General features: G+C 49.0%; 23 protein-coding genes. 17 read left to right on the top strand and 6 right to left on the bottom strand.

The annotated features are described in order from the left end of the window. The first annotated feature begins 283 nt into the window (after positions 1–283). Positions 284–1273, top strand: coding sequence for a tryptophan--tRNA ligase (gene trpS, locus AC50YG_RS20830; RefSeq protein ID WP_494829228.1), 990 nt, complete (start codon positions 284–286; stop codon positions 1271–1273). On the opposite strand, the gene AC50YG_RS20825 is transcribed toward trpS, so the two are convergent. Then, entirely contained in the window at positions 1270–1452 is a 183-nt protein-coding gene (locus AC50YG_RS20825) for a DUF5325 family protein (RefSeq protein WP_046228554.1), read from the bottom strand. The two genes, trpS and AC50YG_RS20825, sit on opposite strands and share 4 nt — an antisense overlap. Before the next feature lie 137 nt (positions 1453–1589). Between AC50YG_RS20825 and AC50YG_RS20820 the strand changes: the two genes are divergently transcribed. Continuing rightward, positions 1590–1796: an alpha/beta-type small acid-soluble spore protein gene (locus AC50YG_RS20820; RefSeq protein ID WP_473762263.1), complete on the top strand. Its 207-nt coding sequence runs from the start codon at positions 1590–1592 to the stop codon at positions 1794–1796. A 160-nt stretch (positions 1797–1956) separates the two neighbouring features. Here the strand turns inward: AC50YG_RS20820 and AC50YG_RS20815 are convergent, their stop codons facing one another. Beyond that, entirely contained in the window at positions 1957–2943 is a 987-nt protein-coding gene (locus tag AC50YG_RS20815; protein WP_494829225.1) for a metal-dependent hydrolase, read from the bottom strand. Positions 2944–3049: 106 nt separating this feature from the next. Between AC50YG_RS20815 and AC50YG_RS20810 the strand changes: the two genes are divergently transcribed. Next, a complete protein-coding gene (locus AC50YG_RS20810; RefSeq protein WP_494829223.1) occupies positions 3050–3337 on the top strand; it encodes a hypothetical protein in 288 nt (95 codons plus the stop codon). Between the two features lie 48 nt (positions 3338–3385). On the opposite strand, the gene gerQ is transcribed toward AC50YG_RS20810, so the two are convergent. Then, positions 3386–3937, bottom strand: coding sequence for a spore coat protein GerQ (gene gerQ / locus AC50YG_RS20805; protein ID WP_494829221.1), 552 nt, complete (start codon positions 3935–3937; stop codon positions 3386–3388). 53 nt (positions 3938–3990) lie between these two features. Further along, a complete protein-coding gene (locus tag AC50YG_RS20800; protein ID WP_473762254.1) occupies positions 3991–4413 on the bottom strand; it encodes a cell wall hydrolase in 423 nt (140 codons plus the stop codon). Positions 4414–4726: 313 nt separating this feature from the next. Here AC50YG_RS20800 and cyoE point away from each other — a divergent pair, with 313 nt between their 5' ends. From cyoE to AC50YG_RS20785, 3 genes are read left to right on the top strand one after another with little or no spacing between them, the layout of a single operon-like run. Continuing rightward, positions 4727–5626, top strand: a complete 900-nt coding sequence (cyoE, locus tag AC50YG_RS20795; protein ID WP_473762388.1) for a heme o synthase — start codon at positions 4727–4729, stop codon at positions 5624–5626. 41 nt (positions 5627–5667) lie between these two features. Then, the gene (locus AC50YG_RS20790; RefSeq protein ID WP_494829218.1) at positions 5668–6285 is read left to right on the top strand and encodes an SCO family protein; all 618 of its coding nucleotides are present in this window, start codon (positions 5668–5670) and stop codon (positions 6283–6285) included. Between the two features lie 2 nt (positions 6286–6287). Further along, complete coding sequence (locus tag AC50YG_RS20785) at positions 6288–7232, top strand: AEC family transporter (protein ID WP_494829216.1); 945 nt, start codon at positions 6288–6290, stop codon at positions 7230–7232. On the opposite strand, the gene AC50YG_RS20780 is transcribed toward AC50YG_RS20785, so the two are convergent. Both AC50YG_RS20780 and AC50YG_RS20775 read right to left on the bottom strand, forming a co-directional pair. Continuing rightward, positions 7229–7585 (bottom strand): ribonuclease M5, encoded by a 357-nt coding sequence (locus tag AC50YG_RS20780; RefSeq protein WP_494829385.1) that lies wholly within the window; start codon positions 7583–7585, stop codon positions 7229–7231. The genes AC50YG_RS20785 and AC50YG_RS20780 overlap by 4 nt on opposite strands. A gap of 65 nt (positions 7586–7650) precedes the next feature. After that, positions 7651–8817, bottom strand: coding sequence for an MFS transporter (locus AC50YG_RS20775; protein WP_494829214.1), 1167 nt, complete (start codon positions 8815–8817; stop codon positions 7651–7653). Positions 8818–9044: 227 nt separating this feature from the next. Here AC50YG_RS20775 and AC50YG_RS20770 point away from each other — a divergent pair, with 227 nt between their 5' ends. From AC50YG_RS20770 to AC50YG_RS20720, 11 genes are all read left to right on the top strand, one after another. Further along, positions 9045–9506, top strand: coding sequence for a hypothetical protein (locus tag AC50YG_RS20770; RefSeq protein ID WP_473762248.1), 462 nt, complete (start codon positions 9045–9047; stop codon positions 9504–9506). A gap of 53 nt (positions 9507–9559) precedes the next feature. Continuing rightward, entirely contained in the window at positions 9560–10738 is a 1179-nt protein-coding gene (locus AC50YG_RS20765; protein WP_494829211.1) for a transglutaminase domain-containing protein, read from the top strand. 132 nt (positions 10739–10870) lie between these two features. Next, positions 10871–12931, top strand: coding sequence for a peptidoglycan D,D-transpeptidase FtsI family protein (locus AC50YG_RS20760; protein WP_494829209.1), 2061 nt, complete (start codon positions 10871–10873; stop codon positions 12929–12931). Between the two features lie 195 nt (positions 12932–13126). Further along, positions 13127–14095 (top strand): metal ABC transporter solute-binding protein, Zn/Mn family, encoded by a 969-nt coding sequence (locus AC50YG_RS20755; protein WP_494829207.1) that lies wholly within the window; start codon positions 13127–13129, stop codon positions 14093–14095. A gap of 28 nt (positions 14096–14123) precedes the next feature. Continuing rightward, positions 14124–14903, top strand: a complete 780-nt coding sequence (locus AC50YG_RS20750) for a metal ABC transporter ATP-binding protein (RefSeq protein ID WP_341281528.1) — start codon at positions 14124–14126, stop codon at positions 14901–14903. Positions 14904–14910: 7 nt separating this feature from the next. Then, positions 14911–15849 (top strand): metal ABC transporter permease, encoded by a 939-nt coding sequence (locus tag AC50YG_RS20745; protein ID WP_341281529.1) that lies wholly within the window; start codon positions 14911–14913, stop codon positions 15847–15849. Then, complete coding sequence (locus tag AC50YG_RS20740; RefSeq protein WP_494829205.1) at positions 15846–16718, top strand: metal ABC transporter permease; 873 nt, start codon at positions 15846–15848, stop codon at positions 16716–16718. Before AC50YG_RS20745 ends, AC50YG_RS20740 begins: the two co-directional genes overlap by 4 nt. Positions 16719–16906: 188 nt before the next feature. Then, the gene (locus AC50YG_RS20735; RefSeq protein WP_341281531.1) at positions 16907–17659 is read left to right on the top strand and encodes a Cof-type HAD-IIB family hydrolase; all 753 of its coding nucleotides are present in this window, start codon (positions 16907–16909) and stop codon (positions 17657–17659) included. A gap of 7 nt (positions 17660–17666) precedes the next feature. Further along, positions 17667–18149, top strand: a complete 483-nt coding sequence (locus tag AC50YG_RS20730) for a DUF456 domain-containing protein (protein ID WP_338554993.1) — start codon at positions 17667–17669, stop codon at positions 18147–18149. Between the two features lie 300 nt (positions 18150–18449). Then, positions 18450–19172 (top strand): ThuA domain-containing protein, encoded by a 723-nt coding sequence (locus AC50YG_RS20725; RefSeq protein ID WP_494829202.1) that lies wholly within the window; start codon positions 18450–18452, stop codon positions 19170–19172. A 29-nt stretch (positions 19173–19201) separates the two neighbouring features. Further along, positions 19202–20863, top strand: coding sequence for a putative polysaccharide biosynthesis protein (locus AC50YG_RS20720; protein WP_494829200.1), 1662 nt, complete (start codon positions 19202–19204; stop codon positions 20861–20863). Positions 20864–20970: the final 107 nt, after the last annotated feature.

Here is a 20970-nt window from a genome sequence, read left to right as displayed (position 1 = left end):
CAAGTAAGCGAAGGCAAATTGCGACCAGAGAGCCGGTGGGTGGTGTGAACCGGTGCAAGCCTGAAGCCGAATGGGCCCCCGAGCCGAAAGCGAAACGCAGCGATTCGCGCTGCCAATGCTTCTCCGGAAATTCCCCGTTATGGAATATTGAAGGCTGTTCCGATTGTTAAGTCGCCCCATAATGGCGGCTGCGGATAGCGAATTAGGGTGGCACCACGGTCCCTCGTCCCTTGCGGCGGGGGATTTTTTGCGTTGATTTTTAAATTGGAGAGGAAGATTGAAGATGAAAAAAGTATTATCAGGCATTCAGCCAAGCGGTCAGCTCACACTCGGCAATTACATTGGTGCAATGAAAAACTTCGTCAAATTGCAGCATACCGAGCAATGTTTTTTTATGATTGTTGACCTGCATGCTGCGACGCAGCTGCCAGACCCAGCCGCTCTGCGCGAGCAGACGGAAGCGGTAGCAGCTTGTTATATTGCAGCTGGTATTGACCCGGCGAAAGCAAGCATTTTCGTCCAGTCGCATGTGGGGTCCCATGCTGAGCTGGGATGGATTTTTACAACGCTGTCTTATATGGGCGAGCTGGAGCGTATGACGCAGTTTAAGGACAAGTCACAAGGCAAGGACTCGATTCCAGCAGGGCTGTTCGTTTATCCATCCTTAATGGCTGCTGATATTTTGCTTTATAACGCTGATCTGGTTCCGGTAGGGGACGATCAAAAGCAGCATTTGGAGCTGACGCGTGATCTTGCGGGCAGATTTAATAATCGTTTTGGCGAATATTTCACCATACCAGAGCCTTATATGCCGAAGCATGGATCACGCATTATGTCTCTCGATGATGGCAGCAAAAAAATGAGCAAGAGCAATCCGAATGCCGGAAGCTTCATTGCTCTGCTTGATCCGCCAGATGTCGTTCGTAAAAAAATTAGCCGTGCGACAACGGATTCTGGCCGAGAAGTGAAATATGATGTAGCGGGCAAGCCTGAAATCAGCAATCTCATGAGCATCTATGCCAACTGTGCAGGCTTGACGATCGAAGAGGTTGAAGCCCGTTACGAAGGGCAAGGTTATGGACCGTTCAAAAAAGCGTTGGCTGAGCAGGTCGTCTCCGTGCTGGAGCCGCTGCAAACGAGATACCAGGAAATTCGCGCATCAGGCGAAATCCACGATATTTTGAAGCAGGGTGCTGAGCGTGCTGCGGAAATAGCTGATCGTACGCTAGCGGGCGCAAAAGAGAGAATGGGCTTCCTAGCGCCGAAACGCTAATTGTTTTGCTGTTTGAGCCGTCTAAGTCTCGCTTTCACAATGAAGCCTGCGCCGATTGAAAATAACGTAAGGACAGCAAATAGCAGGGCGAGCCATGCGTTATAGCTCATGGAAATGGCGGTAGCGCTCATCAAAAGTACAGCAACGACGGCGAAAAGCAGCGATAATGGCTTGGACATAATGAGGTTCTCCTCTGGGGCAGTAACCGCCCGATAATATTTTTTTGAATATCCGAATAGTTTCTTGACTCGTGCACATAATAAGCTTGCAAGCTTGCAACATATCACAGTGCCCATACTGAAAGGAGAAATTCCTCATGTCAAGTAACACATTGGTGGTACCACAAGCATCGCAAGCTCTGAATCAATTGAAGCTCGAAGCAGCTCAAGAGCTTGGTGTTCAAATTCCGGCAGATGGTTATTACGGCAATATTTCTACTCGCGATGCAGGTTCGCTGGGTGGTTATATTACGAAAAAACTAGTTCAAATTGCCGAACAACAATTGTCTGGCGGTTACCGTTAATCGTTTTTTCTATACAAAAGGCAAAACAAGGGAGAAGCTCAGGGGAAACCCTGGGCTTCTTCTTTTTTCTTTTGACACGATGGCATAAAATAAAGAAAAGCTCTTTCCTTCTATTGTGAAGGAAGGAGCTTTCCGCCGTCAACCCATAAAGACTGGGCTGTTAATAAGTATTCATTCGCAGTCGCTTCATTAGGCGTTCGTCGCTCAGCCAGCCAACGTAAGAGCCTAAAGTTTTATATTCCTTGTCCATTAACAGGACACCGAGAAAAGGGTATTGCTTGCGATGTCGGTAGCGAACATCGGACCAACGCACCTCATAGCCCCATTCATGCTCTGTGACATCGGCGCAGGCAAATTTGGTTAGGTAGAGGAAGGAGCGAATCGCGGGATCGCTTTTGGATCTGGCAGCCGCGGGATGATCGGAGCATTTTACCCTGTCGACCCAGCGGAGCGAGCCATTTCGCAAATCGCCAACGGCGAAGCTGCCATCCTTCATATGCTTGACCACATTCCATATGCTGAGCGATACGGTCGGAATGAGCAGATATCCGTCTGCCGAAAGATTTTCTTTATCCAAGGCAGGCAGCTTCCGCATAATCGTTCGCTGGGCTATCGTTCGCCATACAAAATAAGCGGCTGTAAACAAATAAAGAATCGGAAAAATGATCGTTGGGCTTATCGCCCCGATTGCCCACAGTAAAATAGCAATAATGTGGGTAATGAAGATCACCGGATCAAAAATGTGTATAATGTTCCATGAAATCCATTTTTCCGTGAAAGGTCGCATCGCTTGTGTGCCATAGGCATTAAATAGATCGCTCAGCACATGGACGCAAACGGCGAGCAGTACCCAGCCTCCTACACGGAGCCATGGCAGGCTGCCATGGTAAAACAGTTCCAGCAAGCCGGTAATAATGACAGTCCAAATGGCTATTGCAGGAATCGAGTGTGAAAGCCCGCGATGATTGCGGATATAGCTGGCATTGCCCTTCAGGCGCAGCAGTGTATCGGCGTCCGGAGCTTGCGAGCCAACAACCGTTCCAATTAAGACTGCCGTATGCAGCGTTTGATTAGCTGCAATAACGGGGTCAATGGTGGCAAGGCCTGCAAGGCCGATGCCTATAACTAAATGTGTTCCTGTATCCACGGTAGCAACCTCCAGTATCTTCATTCAATCTTCCGTATACGGTAGTATCGACGGCTGAAAGCTGATTTATGAAGGAGAGTAAAGGAAATGAAAAGGGGATGTATTGATGTATATTTGCTTTGCGGAATATCGCATTAAAACAGAAAATAAAAACGAGTATTTACATTATGTAGAGCAAATGAAAGCAGCTCATTCCGCACTCCATGTTTATGAAGGAACAGATCAGCCGGATTTATTCGTTGAGGTGTGGCAGGCAGAAAGCTTGGAGGAGGCGGAGGAAATAAAAAAAGAACGCCTGAATGAGCGTTCTTCTTGGCGCCAGATGGCCGATTGGGTGCCGGGCGGCGCGGCAAAGGTACATGTGTGGACGTTTAAGCCAATTACCGCTCCATAATAAAAGAAGGGCAAGAATAGTAAATGCTATTAGCGGCGGCTATTTAAACTAGTCGCGGCTTGTGCTTAGCGGTGTACTGTTTGTAATCATGCCGCCTTGAAATGGATACTCATAATTGATTGGACCATCAAAGGTGACATAATCCAGATTAATGGAAAGGAGCAGGTAGCGCATACCTGTTGTTGGATCGCTAATAATAATGTGGTCGCGTCCTGCAGCCTCTATAATGCCGCGGAATGTTTTGGCGTTCCACTCACGGTTGTTCTCATATGTCATGTAGAAGGTAGCCATTTTGCCACGGTTAAGCCGTAAAATATTTTCTACGTATGATTCCTCTACGATTGGAACAGTAACCACATTGCCGCCTGATGGGGTTACGAAGGAGCCGCTAGGGACGTTAACCGGCATCGGCTGCATCGTTTGCATGCCTGCTACCTGCTGCATGCCAGGCATTTGGCCCCCCATCATCGGCTGCATCATTGCCGGCATCGGCATCGGCATCGGCGTTGGCATTGGCTGCCCGCCCATCGGATGAGGATAGCCATAGCCCCCTGTATTTGCTGGACTAACCGCTGTTTTGTAACCATAACCATTCGTCATTTGAAATTCCTCGCTTTCCAAATAAAAAATCATTTGTTACATTTTCTTTGATGCTAATAAACACTTGGACAATTAGCCTGGGTAGGAACGAAGAAGCAGTGGGCTTTGAAGCGGCCGCTGTTCGACTGATTGTACCAGGTGCCAGGACAGCCAGCAGCGGGGCGGAAAAACCAAAGCGCATTCGACGCTGGATGCTGCCGTTCGCCTTTAATGACGCGCTCGGCGAGTCGGATGTCGCGATCGCGCGCTTTTTGATAGAAATAGCCTTTCTGGGTCGCCTCAAAGCCGCCGGGGCTTTGAAACACCATCTGCGGAATGGAGCGAATATTCCTAAAGTCGAGGCAATTGCCTAGTACGCGGTTGACACCAACATTGCCAACCATCAACATGCCGAGCTCACCATCCCCCTCCGCTTCTGCGCGCATCAGTCTTGCCAGCATTTTCGTATCCTCTGCACTTGTCTTGATGACTGCCACAGGCAGGCTCCTTTCAACCCTCAATGATGCTCCACCAAATAATAGGCGAATGATCATGGGCGTTAAACTACATACTTAGTGTATTGTGAGCCCAGAGAAAGGTTCCAAAATTATTTTCGCTTTTTGAAATATAAGCATTTATAAGTTTTACACCTATAAATACGCTTATATTTCTCGGACTGAAACGCGCTGCGCCGCCAAAGGACGGTTTCAGCCGTTTACGCTTGAGTGGCAAATTGATGAACAATAAGCTTGAGCGTTGTCATAACGTGGTTTTTTCTGTATGATTAAGAACGATTGACCAATGAAATGTATGGGCGCTACCTGCGCCTTGTCACATACTCGGGAGGCTCGCTTCGTGTTTAAGGACTTGATAGCATTGACAAAACCAGGTTTGCTCCGGCTCAATATGTTTGCAGCCGTTGGCGGCTTTTGGGTAGCTTCCAAATGGCAAATTGCTTGGTTTGATCTGATCTGGATGCTGATTGGCTCCACGCTCACGATGGCGTCTGCTTGCGTCATTAATAATTATTGGGATCGTGAGCTGGATCAGAAGATGGAGAGAACGAAAGGGCGAGCTTTGCCGACAGGCCGAATGAAGCCGCTGTTTGTGCTTGGGTACGGGCTTGTGCTCGGCATTATTGGGGAATTGGTGCTGTTTATAGCCGTTAATCCGCTTACGGGCTGGTTAGGGCTTTTAGGCTGGTTCGTATATATCGTTATTTATACGATTTGGTTGAAGCGCAGTTCCACTTGGAGTACGTCGGTGGGTGGAATTTCAGGAGCGATGCCTCCGGTAATCGGTTATTGCGCAGTAACGAATGAAGTGGATGCAGGAGCTTGGCTCATGTTCGCTCTGTTATTTTTATGGCAGCCGGCTCATTTCTGGTCGCTTGGCATTAGACGCGTGGAGGAATATCGCACGGCTGGCTTCCCTCTGCTGCCTGTTGTCAAAGGGATTAGACGGACCAAGCTGCAGATGATTCCTTATGTAGCTCTGCTTATACCTACTTGTTTTCTCATGTTTTATTATGGCTACACGGGGTATGTTTTTCTAGTGTTGTCCGTTGCAGGAAGTGTATTGTGGGCGGTTCACACGATTCGCGGCCTGAAGGCGAAGGATACGGAAAAATGGGCAAAAACGAATTTTCTTATCTCAGTCAATTATTTAATGGTTGTATTCATTGTAATGATCGTTAATACGGTGAAATAACGCGTCATTTTGGGACAAGTTTCATGGGGGGAATGGGGAAAATGGATTTTTTGAAAAAGCATAGCTTCAAAATTGCTGTGCTGGCACTTTGCCTGGGGATGGGCATTTATTTATTAATGACCAATGTTTTCAAACCGGAAACGCCAATGCCGGTTCTGCAAGAAGCGCCAGCCTTCGAGCTGACGGATTTGGACGGCAATAAAGTGACGAAGGAGTCGACGAACGGCAAAGCAAGATTAGTGTATTTTTATTTTGCCAATTGCCCGGACGTGTGTCCGCCGACGACATTCCTATTGTCTCAGGTACAGGAAGGCTTGGAGAAAGAGGGCATACTGGGAACAGATGCCGAAATGATCTCAATTACGTTCGATCCTGAGCGTGATACAACGGAGGTTATTAAGGCGTTCGCGGAGCGCAATTATGCCAAGCTGGATCAGGGCTGGCTGTTTTTGCGGGGGAATGATCCAGAGGGAGCCATCAAGCTGTCTCAGGATTTTGGAGCGAGCGTCATTAAGGATAAAGAAGGAACCGGCTTTACACATATGAATGTGATTACTCTAGTCGACAAAACAGGCCAAATTCGCAAGTGGATTTCTGTTGATGAGGAATTGACGCCGGAAAGCATCGTTGCTGATATGAAGCGGCTTGCCAAGGAATAGCGATGGCTATCTTTTATCATATTTTATGGAGTAACGTTGCGCCGCTTACATTGATGATAGCTATTGGCTTCTCAATGCAGCGGCTTTTTTCTTTGGATATCAAAACCTTGTCTAAGCTGAATTTTTATGTTTTTTCGCCGGCTGTCATTTTTCAACTGCTGCGTACGACAGAGCTTGAAATGAGCCTCATTTGGAAGGTGCTGCTGTTTGTCGTTATCTTCATGCTGCTGCAGGCTATAGCAGTAGAAATCGTTGTGAAAATGCGAGGGCTGCAGGGAGGCATGCGCGGCTCCATGCGCAACAGCGTGCTGTTCTATAATAGTGCCAATTATGGCATACCGCTCAATCAGCTGGCGTTTGCTGGGAATCCCATGACGCTGGCGGTGCAAATATTGGTCATGACGACGCAGTCCTTTTTGCCGAATACGTACGGCATCTACAGCGTGAACGCCCATAAGCTGTCATGGCGCGATACGCTGAAGACGATTTTTTCTATGCCGATCATTTATGTCATTCCGCTTGCATTTCTACTAAAAGGTCTGGACGTAGATTTGCCGCAGCCGCTGCAGACGCCAATTGAATATTTGGCAAACGGATTTATTGGGACAGCGCTTATTACGCTCGGTGTCCAGCTCGGCAGCATGAAGTGGCAGTTTAACAAGCGTCTGCTGGGCAATGTGCTGCTGTCGAATGGGCTTCGGCTAATAGGGGGCCCGCTGCTGGCAGCTCTTGCTATTTGGATGATCAGCGCAACAGGGCTGTTCGTATTCGATAAGCTGACGACTGCGGCGCTAATCGTGTCGGCCTCGGTGCCTACCTCGCTGAGCAGCGTGCTGCTGGCTGTGGAATTCGACAATGAGCCGGAGTTTGCTTCTCAGGCGGTGTTTTTGTCAACGGTATTCAGTATTGTGACGGTATCGTTCGTTATTTTTATACTTCATATTTAATCTTGCGGGGTAGGAGCGGGAGGAGGATACAGAATATGTTCCTCTAATCCCGCTTTTTCCAATTGGGCGATGACGTATTCCTCAGGGGTATGCTCTACGCCTGAATACCCGCGCCTCGTATAAATATGCTCGGCATCAGGGAACACATCGCGCAGCATGCCCCGAATACGTTTGCCAGACGAATCATTGTCTGTGAAAATATAAACGTTACGCTCGGCGATTTGCTTGCGCAGCTTCTCAAGCTGCTCGGTTCCGGGAGTGCCGTATGTACAATAGATCGGAATGCTTTCGTCCAGCACGCGCCTGACGCGGCTTTTATCATTTTTTCCTTCTACAATAATCGCAATGTCTATCATGCTGATCACCTTGTTTTTTTTCATTGATTGTATCAAATTACAAGGGGAAAAGCTTGCGGACGTCATGATGAGAAATGGGTTCGCGTGACGAGCGGGCTGCGGCGGTGGAAAGGGAGAATCGACACAGCGAGCATCAAAGCGAGAAAGGCGATATAATACGGCGACATATAGTCGCGCAGTTGACCGGCAAGCATTGGCCCGAGGAAGGCGCCAATCGAATAGGCAATGGATAGAGCGGAAAAGGTGCGGCCATAGCGTGCGCCTCCACTTAGCTCAATAAGCAAGATTGAAATCGCGGGAATGACGATGCCTTTTGCCATGCCTACCATCAGCAGCATAACGGCGAAGGGCAGCGGCGAATCAGCGGCAATGCTGAAATAAATCAAAGCCAGCGCGAGCGCTCCCCATAAAGTACGGCGATAGGCGGAGAAGCGGTTGAGAAACAGCATGCTGAGCGTAATTAGGGCGCCGATGCTGACAACTGAAAAAAGCAAGCCCGTCGTCATCATGCCAGCGGTCGTTGTCGCCATGAGCGGCAGCTCGAAGGATAATATGCCCTGCGCGCAGCTGATGCCGACCGGCAATACATAAATGAGCCAGGATACGGACTTCGAATCGGCAGGCGCCGGAGAAGCCAGCTTTTTGGGCTGTATTCCGGCAGGAGTAACAGGGACGGCTGCTGCCGGGATATCGCGAATGAAAAACAGCGCGCATATCGCAGTAACGATTAAAATCCAGCCCAGCATATAAAACGCGGTGGTGAAGCCGATTTTGGCCACCATATAAGCGCCGGCTGCTGGTGAAATGACGGTTGCCAGCGTATGAACGAGCCCGTTGCCGGCCATAAGCTTGCCCTGCTCGGTACGGTTGCTCGTCATACGGGCAAGCAAGGCCAGGCATGCCGGCGAGAGAAATGCGAGCACGAAGCCGCTAATAGAGCGAAGGACGAGCAGCTGCCAAGGATTCGTCACTTGGGCTTGAAACAAGAGGATGACCCCTGCTCCAAGTAAGCTGAAGACGATAAACAGCCTGCTGCCAAAGCGGTCAACGCCATAGCCGGCAATGAGGTTGCCAGGCAGATGCGTAATGGAGTACATGCCCATCATCAGCCCGATGAACGAGGGCGCTGCGCCAAGCGAGATGGCGAAAGGCGTCAAAATAGGATATTGCGCATGCAAATCAAAAAAGGCGACGAACAGAAAAAAATAGAGCCAGATGGCGGTTTTCATCAGGCTTCACCTCCAAATTGTTATCAGCCTAACAGGGAGCGTATAAATGGCGGCAGCGCCAAATCCATTCATAGGCCATGCCCCTGAGCCATATAATTTACTTGTACGCCAAGGTCGGACAGGATATGTCTGTATAAAGCAAGGTGCCTAGCGTTTACGCTGGATTACAGCTGGGGTATAATGTTTGATAATAGCAGTGTCCGCACGTTATAATAGGAGGGGTCAGGTTGGAGTTTCTGGATTTTACAAGTTATGATTGGAATACTTGGAGCGATTTTCTGAAGGAGCATTGGTTTGTGCTCGCGATTGCTCTTGTTGTGCTGCTGCTTATTATCCGTATCGTCAAAACCGTTGTGAAATGGGCTTTGGTCGCCGTTATCGTGTTTGGCGTTATCGTCTACAGCGGGTATACGATGGAGGATTTGAAGGCATTTGGCACGAAGCTGGAGGAAACAACCGGAAGCCTTAAGCAGGAAGCCATTTCGGCTATGATCGGCGAAGCGAAGAACGCCAAGTTTACGACGAATGAAGACGGCTCCTATACCGTCGCGACAGATAGCGTAGCGCTGACTGGGGTGCCGGGAACGAATGAGGTTTCCGTATCTTATCGTGGAAATGATTTATTCAAATTGCAAATTGACGAGACGATTCAATCCATTATTGATCAAGCCAAACAAAACAAACAATAAGCACTTTTACTATAAATAATGTTTTTGAGCAATGAATGAGGGGGATAACGGGAATGACGGAATGGATTCAGACAGGCAGCCAAAGTATGATGGAGCCTGTCACAGCTGCCGTTCTCCTGGTGCTCCTTGTCTCGCTCATTCAGGGTTTGATTAGGGGCGCATCGGGATCGGCGAGGCGCCTTTTCTTTTTTGTGTGGGAAAGTATCGTCATCGTGGCTTGTCTTGTCCTCGCTTCGCATTGGGCGGGCAAGCTTTCGCCTGTTGCAGCGGATATGCTGAGGAAGCATGTTATCGTCCCTAGCAGAGCGCTGGGATCGATTGAGCAGGCGTGGTACACATTGATAACGAGTATAAGGGATTTTGCACTGCTGCGTTATGTGCTGCTGTTTCTGCTCATTTATATGCTGCTGCGCGTTGCTGCCTCTGGGCTTAACCCATTGTTTGAGCTCATATTTAGGCGAAAGGTTCACGTAGACGGGGATGGTCGCCAGCAGGAGCGGCGGATGGCTCTCCCAAGGCAGCGGGCGGCAAGCCGCGCTTTTGGGGCATTGTTAGGCGGTATCCATGGAGCAGGCCGAGCTTTCATATTCATTGCTGTTCTGTTCGTGTATGTGTCCTTGCTGCCGAATGGCGTTGGAGCACAGATGATTAAGCAATCGCCGCTGTATACGCAGGCTGCTGTACTGCTGGAACCGGTGGCGGGCGATATGCTCGCTGGACGCGGGCCTGTATTGGCCGAGGCGATGCAGGCGGAATTCCAAAATATTTTGCAGCGAAAATATGAAGTGATTGATTATGCCATTCCAGCAGATATTGAGCAGGCGGCGGTGCAGGTCGTCAAGGATGCAGTGACGGATGAGGCGAAAGCAAGGGCGCTGTATGCGTGGCTAGGTACGCGAATTGCCTATGATTGGGACAAGGCCCGCAATTACGAGGAGCAGGGCATTTGGCAGGAGCAATCTCCGCAAAACACATTTGATACGCGAAAAGGTGTTTGCATCGATGTTGCGAGATTGTATGACATGATGGCGCGAGCTGTAGACATCGAGGTGCGGGTCGTAACGGGGCTTGGCGCAGATGGGAAGGGCGGCTTTGGCCCCCATGCGTGGAATGAAGTGCGTATAGAGGGAAAATGGCTGCCGCTGGATGCAACTTGGGCTTCATCGGGCGATTGGTTTAATTCGCCTGACTTTGAGCAGACGCATATTCGGGATAAGCAGCTAAGCATGTAATTTAAAATATATGCATTTATAAGTTTTACACCTATAAATACGCTTATATTTCTCGGACTGAAACGAGCTGCACCGCCAGAGGACAAGGGCAGCCGTTTCACCTTGTATATTTAATTTATAATTGAGGTGAGCATGTTGACGGATGATCCACAGAAAAGGGAAATTAATAATAAACGCCATTTCTCCTTTCGCCTGAACTTATTTTTCTTTATCGTCTTCGGTTTGTTTAGCGTACTGATTATTCAATTGGCTATTTTGCAGTTTGTAGAAGGGCCGACGCTTAGTGCGGCGGGCAGCAAGAAAAGCACGCGGAATGTGAAAATCGCGCCGATTCGCGGCAATATTTACGACTCTGAAGGGAAAGCGATTGCCTATTCCACTTCGATGCAGTCGCTTTATTTCAGCATTCCACCGAATTATAAAACGGAAGAACTGAAAAAGCTTGCTACCGAGGAAGCTACCAGGCTCGTAGAGGTGTTTGATGAATACGGAGACCCAGCTTTGAAAATGACGGTGGAAGATGTCATTATGCAGATGGATTTAGGGTTTAGGCTCAATACCATTTCAACACCGAGACGTATTAAAACGGGGCTGACGAATGAGGAAATTGCTTATTTTCTCGGCAATAAAAGCAGCTTTGTCGGTCTAGATATTATGGAGGAAAGCGTGCGTCACTATAGTCAGGATACGACGGCGGTTCAACTGGTCGGGTACTTGAAGAAATTTAAGGGTGTACGCGAAAACTTGGATTTTTATGGGGAAAAGGCACAGGAAAAAGACCCGCAGCTCCAATATTTGGAGGATGAAGAGGTTGGGTTTGACGGACTTGAGCTATTGTACCAGGATATATTGCGTGGCAAAAACGGGCTGAAGAGCTATCCGGTCAACAATCAGGAGGTTATCGTCGGCCCTGTGCAAATTACGAATCCAGAAAAAGGCGATGACCTTTACCTGACGATTAATCGGGGCGTGCAGCAAACATCAGAGCAGGCCATTATGGATCAGATTAGAAAAATCAGCACTTCATCCATATCTGCTGAACGTGCGCCTTATGCAAAAATCGGCTTTGCAGTTGCGATGGAAGTGGAGACAGGCAAAGTAGTCGCAATGGCTAGTATGCCGGATTATGATCCGAACATTTGGGCTGGCGGCAGCATTAGCCAGAAGGATTATGACAACATTGAGAATGTTGTTAATAATGGAACGATTACGGAGATCTATCCGAAATACGATTCAGATGAGGAGCGTAAAAGCCATCCATCTTCACTCGTTCCACCAGGATCGACGCTCAAGCCGCTTTCCGTTTTAATTGGTCTAAATGAAGGCTTGTTTACAACAGAATCTACTTACAACGATACAGGCGTATTCAGATTTGGTAAAGCTGGTCATGAGGTTCCGATTGGAAATGCTGGCGGTCACGTCTATGGAACGCTTGATCCTGCTAAAGCTATTGAGAAATCCTCCAACCCCTTTATGGCGGCAATGATTGGTAGCAGGCTGAACCAGAAATATCCGGGCCTCGAGGGAATCGATGTCTGGGACAAATATATGAAGGAGTTTGGACTAGGCGTTTCTACCGAAAGCGGACTTCGCATGGAGAAAAAGGGAAGCGTCGATTATTACCATGAGTTTGAGACGGCAAGTGCGCAATCGGCACTCATTCGTGCCTCGTTCGGCCAACAGGCTCGTTATACCGCCTTGCAGTTGGTACAGTACGTAACGATGCTTGCTAATCATGGCAAGCGGATGAAGCCGCAATTTGTCAATGAGATTAAAGATTCCGAAGGCAAGGTTGTGCAAGCCTTTGAGCCAGTGGTGCTCAATACGGTCGATCTCCCTGATGCTTACTGGAAAGAAATTGAGACAGGAATGGGAAAAGTAAAAGTGCAAGGTTTCGATGGCGTAAGTTATACCTTTAATCGTAAAACAGGGACAGCGCAATCGTCCGTTAAAGGCAGAACGGCGGATAACGGTGTATTTATCGCTTATGCCCCTGCTGAAAATCCCAAGCTCGCAGTTGCTGTCATTATGCCGGACGGCGGTTTTGGCGGCTGGGCGGCAGCGCCGGTTGCCCGTAAAATTTTTGATGCCTATGATTATGAAGTTGGCCTAAACGGCGTTCCAGGAAAGGCAAAGGATGTCGCGGCTACGACGGATACAGAAGCTGAAGGTACGGAAACAACGGTGCAATAACCTAGTTAAATAGCTTATTCTATAAGGCCTTTTCAACAGCGCTGCTGATTGGAGAGGTCTTTTTTTAAAAAAAATGTTGCACTAGAGAAACTTTTTTGTATAATATAAACAAAGAGGCGCTTAGCTAACTTACATTCGCATAGGCAAAATAAATCAAAGCAATGAAAACAAATAGATGGGCAGGGGATTGGACTAATGAAGAAGAAGCGTAAAATGAATTCGGCGTTGAAGAGGTTAATTATGACGTTAATGTTTTTGGCTTTATCCGCAATTGTATTGGCAGGCTGTACAAGCGGCAGTGGCAGCGAGACAGCAAACGGAGATGGAAAATTAAAAATCACGGCGACGACCGGAATGATCGCTAATGTAGCGTCAGAGGTTGGTGGAGACGATGTTGCAGTAACAGGACTTATGGGGTCGGGTATCGACCCCCATTTATACAAAGCATCTCAGGGTGATGTAAAGAAGCTGGATCAGGCTGATATTATTTTTTATAACGGCTTGCATCTGGAAGGAAAAATGGGGGAGATGTTCGAGAAGCTCGAGAAGCAAAAGCCAACAGTGGCAGTCTCCTCGCAAATTCCAGAATCGGAGCTGCATGGTAATCCAAGCGGAGACTCCACTACCCATGATCCGCATATCTGGTTCAATGTTAAGCTGTGGATGTCTGCAACTGAGGTTATACGCGATACGCTAGTGGAGAAAGACCCAGCGAACGAGGCGGGCTACAAGGAACGGGCTGAGGCTTACCTAGCGAAGCTTGAGGAGCTTGATCAATATGCAAGAGAGCAAATCGCAACGATTCCTGAAAAAGGCAGAATTCTCGTAACGGCGCATGACGCCTTCGGATATTTTGGCGCAGCTTATGGCCTAGAGGTCACAGGCTTGCAGGGGATGAATACGATGTCTGAGTATGGGTCGAAGGATGTAAGCGAGCTGAGAGATTTTCTCGTTGAAAAACAAATCAAAGCGGTGTTCATCGAATCCAGCGTGCCGCGCAAATCCATCGATTCCGTTATCGAGGGTGCTCGCCAATTGGGGCATGAAGTGACAATCGGCGGCGAATTGTTTTCTGACGCGATGGGCGATCCCGGAACGGTAGAAGGTACTTATATCGGTATGGTTAAACATAACGTAGATACAATTGTAAATGCACTCAAATAACAAGACGCAGTGAGAGGCGATGGCTACTATGAAAAATCATTTAAAAACGGCAGCTCCTTTGACAATTGAAGGCTTAAGCGTAGCTTACCAGAAAAAACCGGTGCTGCGCAGCGTATCTTTCTCCGTAGCAGAAGGGGAGCTGATCGGCGTAATCGGGCCCAATGGAGCGGGCAAGTCTACGCTGATGAAAGCGGCGCTCGGCCTCATTCCTCGCCTCAGCGGGGAAGTGCTCATCTATGGCAAGCCGTACCGCCAGCAGCGCAGGCTGATCGGATATGTGCCGCAGCGCGAGTCGGTCGATTGGGATTTCCCAACGAATGCGCTGGATGTGGTCATGATGGGCCGTTACGGCCATCTGGGCCTGTTCGGCCGCCCGGGAGCAAAGGAACGCAGGCTTGCGATGGAATGCTTGGCGAAGGTCGGCATGGCGGATTTCGCCACAAGGCAAATTAGTCAGCTGTCTGGCGGCCAGCAGCAGCGGGTATTTCTGGCTCGTGCGCTCGTGCAGGACGCTCAGCTGTATTTCATGGATGAGCCGTTCGCAGGTGTCGATGCTGCAACCGAGAAGGCGATTATTACGCTGCTGCAAGAGCTGAAGCGGCAGGGCAAAACGGTTATCGTCGTCCATCATGATTTGGCGACGGTCGAGGAATATTTTGATTCTGTTCTGCTGCTCAATGTGGAGCTTCAGGCATATGGCAAAACCGAGCAAGTATTTACACAGCAAATGCTCCAGCAAACCTATGGCGGGCGGCTTGCCTTTCTAGAGCGTGGCGGAAATGCCCGGCTTGCTGTAACGAAAGGGTGAGGCTGAGATGGAAACGTTGTGGAGACTGCTTCAAGATCCGAACATGCAATGGATTTTTCTAAGCTGCACGCTGCTTGGCTTAAGCAGTGGAGTCATCGGCAGCTTCTCCTATTTGCGCAAGCAAAGCTTGATGGGCGATACGCTGGCTCATGCGGCGCTGCCTGGGATTTGTATTGCTTTTATGCTGACGGGCACAAAATCGCTGCTGTTTTTTCTGCTTGGAGCAGGGGCAGCTGGCCTTGTCGCTACGTTCGGCATCGGCTGGATTACGCGAAATTCGCGGATTAAGCATGATGCGGCAATGGGGATTGTGTTATCCAGCTTTTTCGGCTTCGGCATCGTATTATTAACGATTATCCAGCATGGCGAATACGGCAATCAATCGGGACTGGATAAGTTTTTATTCGGTCAGGCGGCCGCAATGGTTGGCTCCGATGTACTTACGATGTCGATTGTGAGTTTATCGCTCATCGCGATCTGTACGTTATTTTTTAAGCAATTCAAGCTTGTATCCTTCGATCCCGGCTTTGCGCGCGGACTTGGCTATCCGGTGGCTCTAATTGAGCAACTGCTTATGTTTTTGATGGTAGTAGCTGTAGTCGTGGGCATTCAAGCGGTCGGTGTTGTGCTGGTGGCCGCGCTGATTATTACGCCGGCGGTGTCGGCTCGTTATTGGACGGATAAGCTTGGTTTTATGGTTGTTATCTCTGGCTTGTTCGGCGCTTTGAGCGGCGGAATCGGCACGATTATTAGCTCGCTTGGCTCGAATTTGCCAACGGGTCCGCTGACTGTGCTTGCGGCAACGGCATTATTTTTAATTTCGATATTGTTTGGTCCTCGTAGAGGTCTGCTCGCAAAACGGCTGCTGCGGCTCAAAGTGGCACGGAGCTTCCATGAGGAGCAGGGTCATAAGGAACGGCAGCTAAAGGGGGAAGCGACGCTATGAGCGATTTTTGGATATTGCTGACAGGCTCGCTTGTCGCCAGCTGCTGCGGCATACTGGGAGCTTTTCTCGTTTTGCGAAAAATGGCGATGATCGGAGATGCGATTAGCCACTCGGTTATGCCGGGTATCGTTATTGCTTTTCTGATCAGCGGTTCGCGTGATTCACTCGTTATGATGCTAGCGGCTATGGCTTGTGGTTTGCTTGCTGTATTCCTTATCCAGCTGTTTCAGCAAAGCGGCATTCAATCGGATGCGTCCATTGGCGTTGTTTTTACTGCGATGTTTGCTACTGGGGTGCTGCTGGTGAGCCTGTATGCCCGCCAGGTGCATCTCGATCAGGATGCGATTTTATATGGAGAAATTGCCTATGTGCACTGGAATACGTGGACGCTGAACGGCGTCAGTATGGGACCGATAGCGGTATGGCTGCTTGGCATTACGTTAACGGTCATTTTAGTCGTCATTGGGCTGTTCTATAAGCAGTTCAAGCTATGCGCCTTTGATCCAGCGCTTGCGGCTGCCTGTGGCATTCCCGTTGCCTTGTTCCATTATTTATTGATGGGGCTCGTGTCGATGGCGACGGTCAGCTCCTTCGAGAGCGTAGGGGCGATCCTCGTCGTCGGGCTGCTGGTTATTCCTGCTGCGACCGCCTATTTATTAACGGAGCGGCTGAGCGTCATGATCGCTTTGAGCGCAGGTGTGGGCATTGCCAGCACATTCATTGGTTATGGCGTGGCGACTGTGCTAGATGCCTCGATTGCAGGCTGTATCGTTAGTGCTGCTGGCGTGCTGTTCATCATGGCCCTGCTGTTCTCGCCTAGCCATGGCGTCATCTGGAAAAAATGGCGTTTGCGCCGTTTAGCCCAATAATACGCGATATGCGAACTTTTCTTAGGCTGCGTTTCATCGCGCAGCAGTAATGAAGGCCAACCGGAAATTTGCGGTTGGTCTTTATTTTTTTGAAGTGGAGCAGGATCGTTTGGCTTACGCCCAAAATATGATAAAATGGCTGTATTGCATCAAGATATGATGTTATGCAGCAAATGCAGGAGGTAACGATGGCAGATTATAAATTAGTAGCACTCGATATGGATGGGACGCTGCTGAATGAACTGAGTGAAATTAGCGATGAAAATGCGTTGTGGATTAGAAAGGCGCTTGATGCCGGTGTAACGGTCAGTTTTTCGACGGGACGCGGCTTCCGCAGCGCCTTGCCGTTTGCCGAGCAATTGCAGCTTGAAACGCCGATGATTACGGTAAATGGTGGCGAGATCTGGAAGAAGCCTCATGTGCTGCACCGCAGAGCGCTGCTTGATCCGGTATATGTAGAGCGGCTGCATAAAATTGCGCAGAAGCACGCAGGCACCTGGTTTTGGGCATACAGCACGAAGGACATTTACAATTTGGAAAAATGGATTGCGCCAGCGGATGATTATGAAGCCCATCATTGGCTGAAGTTCGGTTACTACACCGAAGATGATGTCGTACTTAAGAAGATTTATGAGGAAGTCAGCGAGTGGGATGCGCTAGAAATTACGAATTCCTCGACGAGCAACTGGGAGATGAATCCAAAAGGCGTTACCAAAGCATCCGCGCTGAGCGAGCTTTGTGAAGTCATGGGTATTGACATGTCGCAGGTCGTTGCAGTTGGAGACAGCTTGAACGACATAGCCGCTATTCGCGATGCAGGACTTGGCGTTGCTATGGGCAATGCCCAAGATGCTGTGAAGGAAGCGGCTGACGTTATTACACTGTCGAATAATGAGCATGGCGTTGCCGAAATTATTAAGAAATATGTACTGAAGGGATGAAAACGGCTTGGACATCTTAGGCTGGTCTCTCGTTATCATTTTATTTATTGTCGGCATGGCGGGTACGGTGTATCCGATATTGCCGGGGGCGCTTGCCATTTACGCCGCGTTTTTTGCTTATGGCCTGTGTATTACCTTTGAGCCGTTCGGCTGGGTCTTTTGGACATTGCAAACGCTCATCGTCGTTGTCTTGTTCGTAGCGGATTATGCGGTCAGCGCCTGGGGCGTCAAGCGATTTGGCGGCTCTAAGGCCTCTATAATCGGCAGTACCATCGGCCTTATATTGGGACCATTCGTTATTCCAGCTTTCGGTCTCATTATCGGCCCATTCGTGGGCGCGGTCATCGGCGAGTTTTTCGTCGTTCAGGAGTGGAAGCATGCTGCGAAGGTAGGTATCGGCTCGCTTGTCGGGCTGCTGACTAGTGTGGTGGTGAAGGTTGTTTTGCAGTCCATCATGATTGTGCTCTTTATTGTTTGGCTTGTTGTGTAAAAGCTCAGATTGATGAAAATAGCGCTGCGCTGCGTAAAAGGTTTGGTTTTCGATCGTTGTTGCTCTGAATTTATTTGAATATACCGCATTAGCGGTGTAAATTCAGAGCAAAGACGAACGCTCCGCTTCTCAAATCCAAACCTTTTACTCCGCTCCGCCTCTTTCATCAACAACCTTCTACACAAAAAAGCTCGGACAATACTTCGCTTTTTACAGGGAAAACCTGAAAACCTGAGAGCAGACAACATGGTCAACAACGTTTTGAAATCGTTTTATTATATTTGGGGGAGCTGAGAATCGATGATTAAAGTGACGGTCTGGAATGAGTTTTTGCATGAGAAGGTGCACGAAGAGGTGCTGCGCGTTTATCCGGATGGCATACATAACGCTCTGGCAGCAGGCATCGCCACCGATTCATTTGAAATTGCTACAGCTACGCTTGATCAGCCAGAGCATGGGCTGACCGAAGAACGCCTGAACAACACAGATGTCCTGATCTGGTGGGGACATATGGGCCATGATCAAGTCGAGGATGCGATTGTCGAACGTGTGCATGGGCGCGTCATGCAAGGCATGGGACTCATTGTATTGCATTCCGGTCATTTTTCGAAAATTTTCAAAAAACTAATGGGCACTGGCTGCGATCTGAAATGGCGCGAAGCAGGCGAGAAGGAACGTATCTGGACCGTGAATCCGGCCCATCCAATTGCTGCAGGCTTGCCAGAGTACATTACAATTGAGCATGAGGAAATGTACGGCGAGCATTTCGATATTCCCGCACCGGATGAGCTCATCTTCTTAAGCTGGTTCGAGGGCGGCGAGGTGTTCCGCAGCGGCTGCACCTTCTACCGCGGCCAAGGGAAGATTTTTTACTTCCGACCAGGTCACGAAACATATCCAACCTATTACAATGAACAAGTGCTGCAAGTAATTAAAAATGCGGTTCATTGGGCAAAGCCTTCGGGTGCTGGAGTACCCGTCCGCGGCAATCACCAGCCGCTTGAGCCACTCGTTAAACCATAATCCTGCATTCGAAAGAGAGAATACCCGCTATGAAGAAGGATTCACTTATTAAAGGAACTTTGATTTTAGCCATGGCCGCACTGGTCGCCCGCATGCTTGGGATTTTCCAACGGGTGCCGCTGGAGCATATGCTGAGCAAAGAAGGCTTGGCGAGTTTTACCGTCTCTAATAATCTATATTTAACCTTACTTATTGTAGCAACAGGGGGCATCCCGAGTGCCATTAGCAAAATGGTGTCCGAGCGTTATGCGCTTGGCCGCCAGCAGGAAGCGCAGCGCATTTATAAGGCGGCGCTTTTGTTCGGTCTGGTAACAGGACTAATCTTGTCTACTTTGTTGTATGTTTTTGCACCACAGCTGGCAGCATCTCAAGATTTGCCTGACGCAGTATTCGCCATTCGGGCGATAGCGCCAACGCTGCTCTTGTTTCCACTAATCGCCATGATGCGCGGTTATTTTCAAGGGCGCCAGCTGATGATGGCGGGCGGGCTCTCGCAAATTATGGAGCAAATTATGCGCGTTATTGTCGGTGTCGGCTTGGCGATTCTTGTACTCGCCTGGGGCTGGGGTGACCAGATGGGAGCAGCGGCAGCGTCCTTCGGTAACTTTTTCGGAGCGATAGGCGCTATTGCGGTGATGGTGTGGTACGCAGTCAAGCTGCGCCGGACGGACAAGCTCGAACTGGACAAAATGCCAGCAGGCAGCGAAGCTGCTCAAACGGTTGCTTTACAAAAAGCCGAGGCCTCACGTATTCCGTATCGCGCTATTTACCGGGAAATATTTTCGATTTCCATCCCGATTGTCGTTACGGCTATAACGGTTCAACTCATATATATGGTTGATAATTACTTGCTTATGAAATTGCGGGCGGGCGTTTACAGCTATAATCAGGCAGTCGAGGTATTGGCTGATTTTGGGGGGAAGGCGCAATCCATTGCCGGTATTCCACCGATTTTGGCAATAGCGCTAAGTACTTCAATTATTCCGGTCATATCTTCTGCTTTTTCCGTGCGGAATATGTCAGAGGTTAATCGCCAAACGTCGCTCGTTATGCGTATTGTACTGTTTACAGGCATTCCAGCGGCACTGACGCTTGCTGTTTTAGCCTATTCGGTTACAGGACTGCTGTTCACAGGACCGCAAGGCAGCGGCATTGTGGCGGCTTTGACAGCAGGTACGATTTTTCAAGCGACGATGATGATCAGCAATTCGGTATTATTCGGGCTTGGCAGACCGCGGTTAGCGATGTACAACACATTAATTGGTATTGGGCTAAAGCTGCTGGGCAGCTTCGTATTAGCTCCGATATTCGGTATTTATGGGCTTATTGCCGCATCCACGCTTTGTTTTATTTTTATTACTTGGTTTAATTTGCAATCCATTCGCAGCTATGTGCAATTCAACGTGCTTGGCCGTCGCTGGGTGCCTTATTTTGCAGCGGTACTCATTTCGATGGCAGCAGGCTGGGGAGTGGACAAAGGCCTCAGATGGCTGCTTGAAGGCTTTGCATTGCCGGATAGGCTGGCCTATCTGATTTCTCTCATTGCTGCTGGCGTCGTTATTGGCGGTTTGTATTTGGGTCTGCTCATCTTGCTGCGCGTCGTGACAGCGGAGGATGTCAAAACATTCCCTGGACCGCTTCGCAAGCTGTTTGCCAAGCTGTTCAGGCTGACTGGCCGTGCTGCGGTGTAAGCTTCATTTAAAATATAGGAAAGGATATGATTATTTCATCCTTTCTCTTATTTCCATACATTTACACCGATCTTAGGCTCATGTACAATGAAGAGGATTTTATTCAT

The sequence above is a fragment of the Paenibacillus sp. J31R34 genome (genome assembly GCF_059383715.1).
This window is presented reverse-complemented; position numbering and strand designations above follow the sequence as displayed.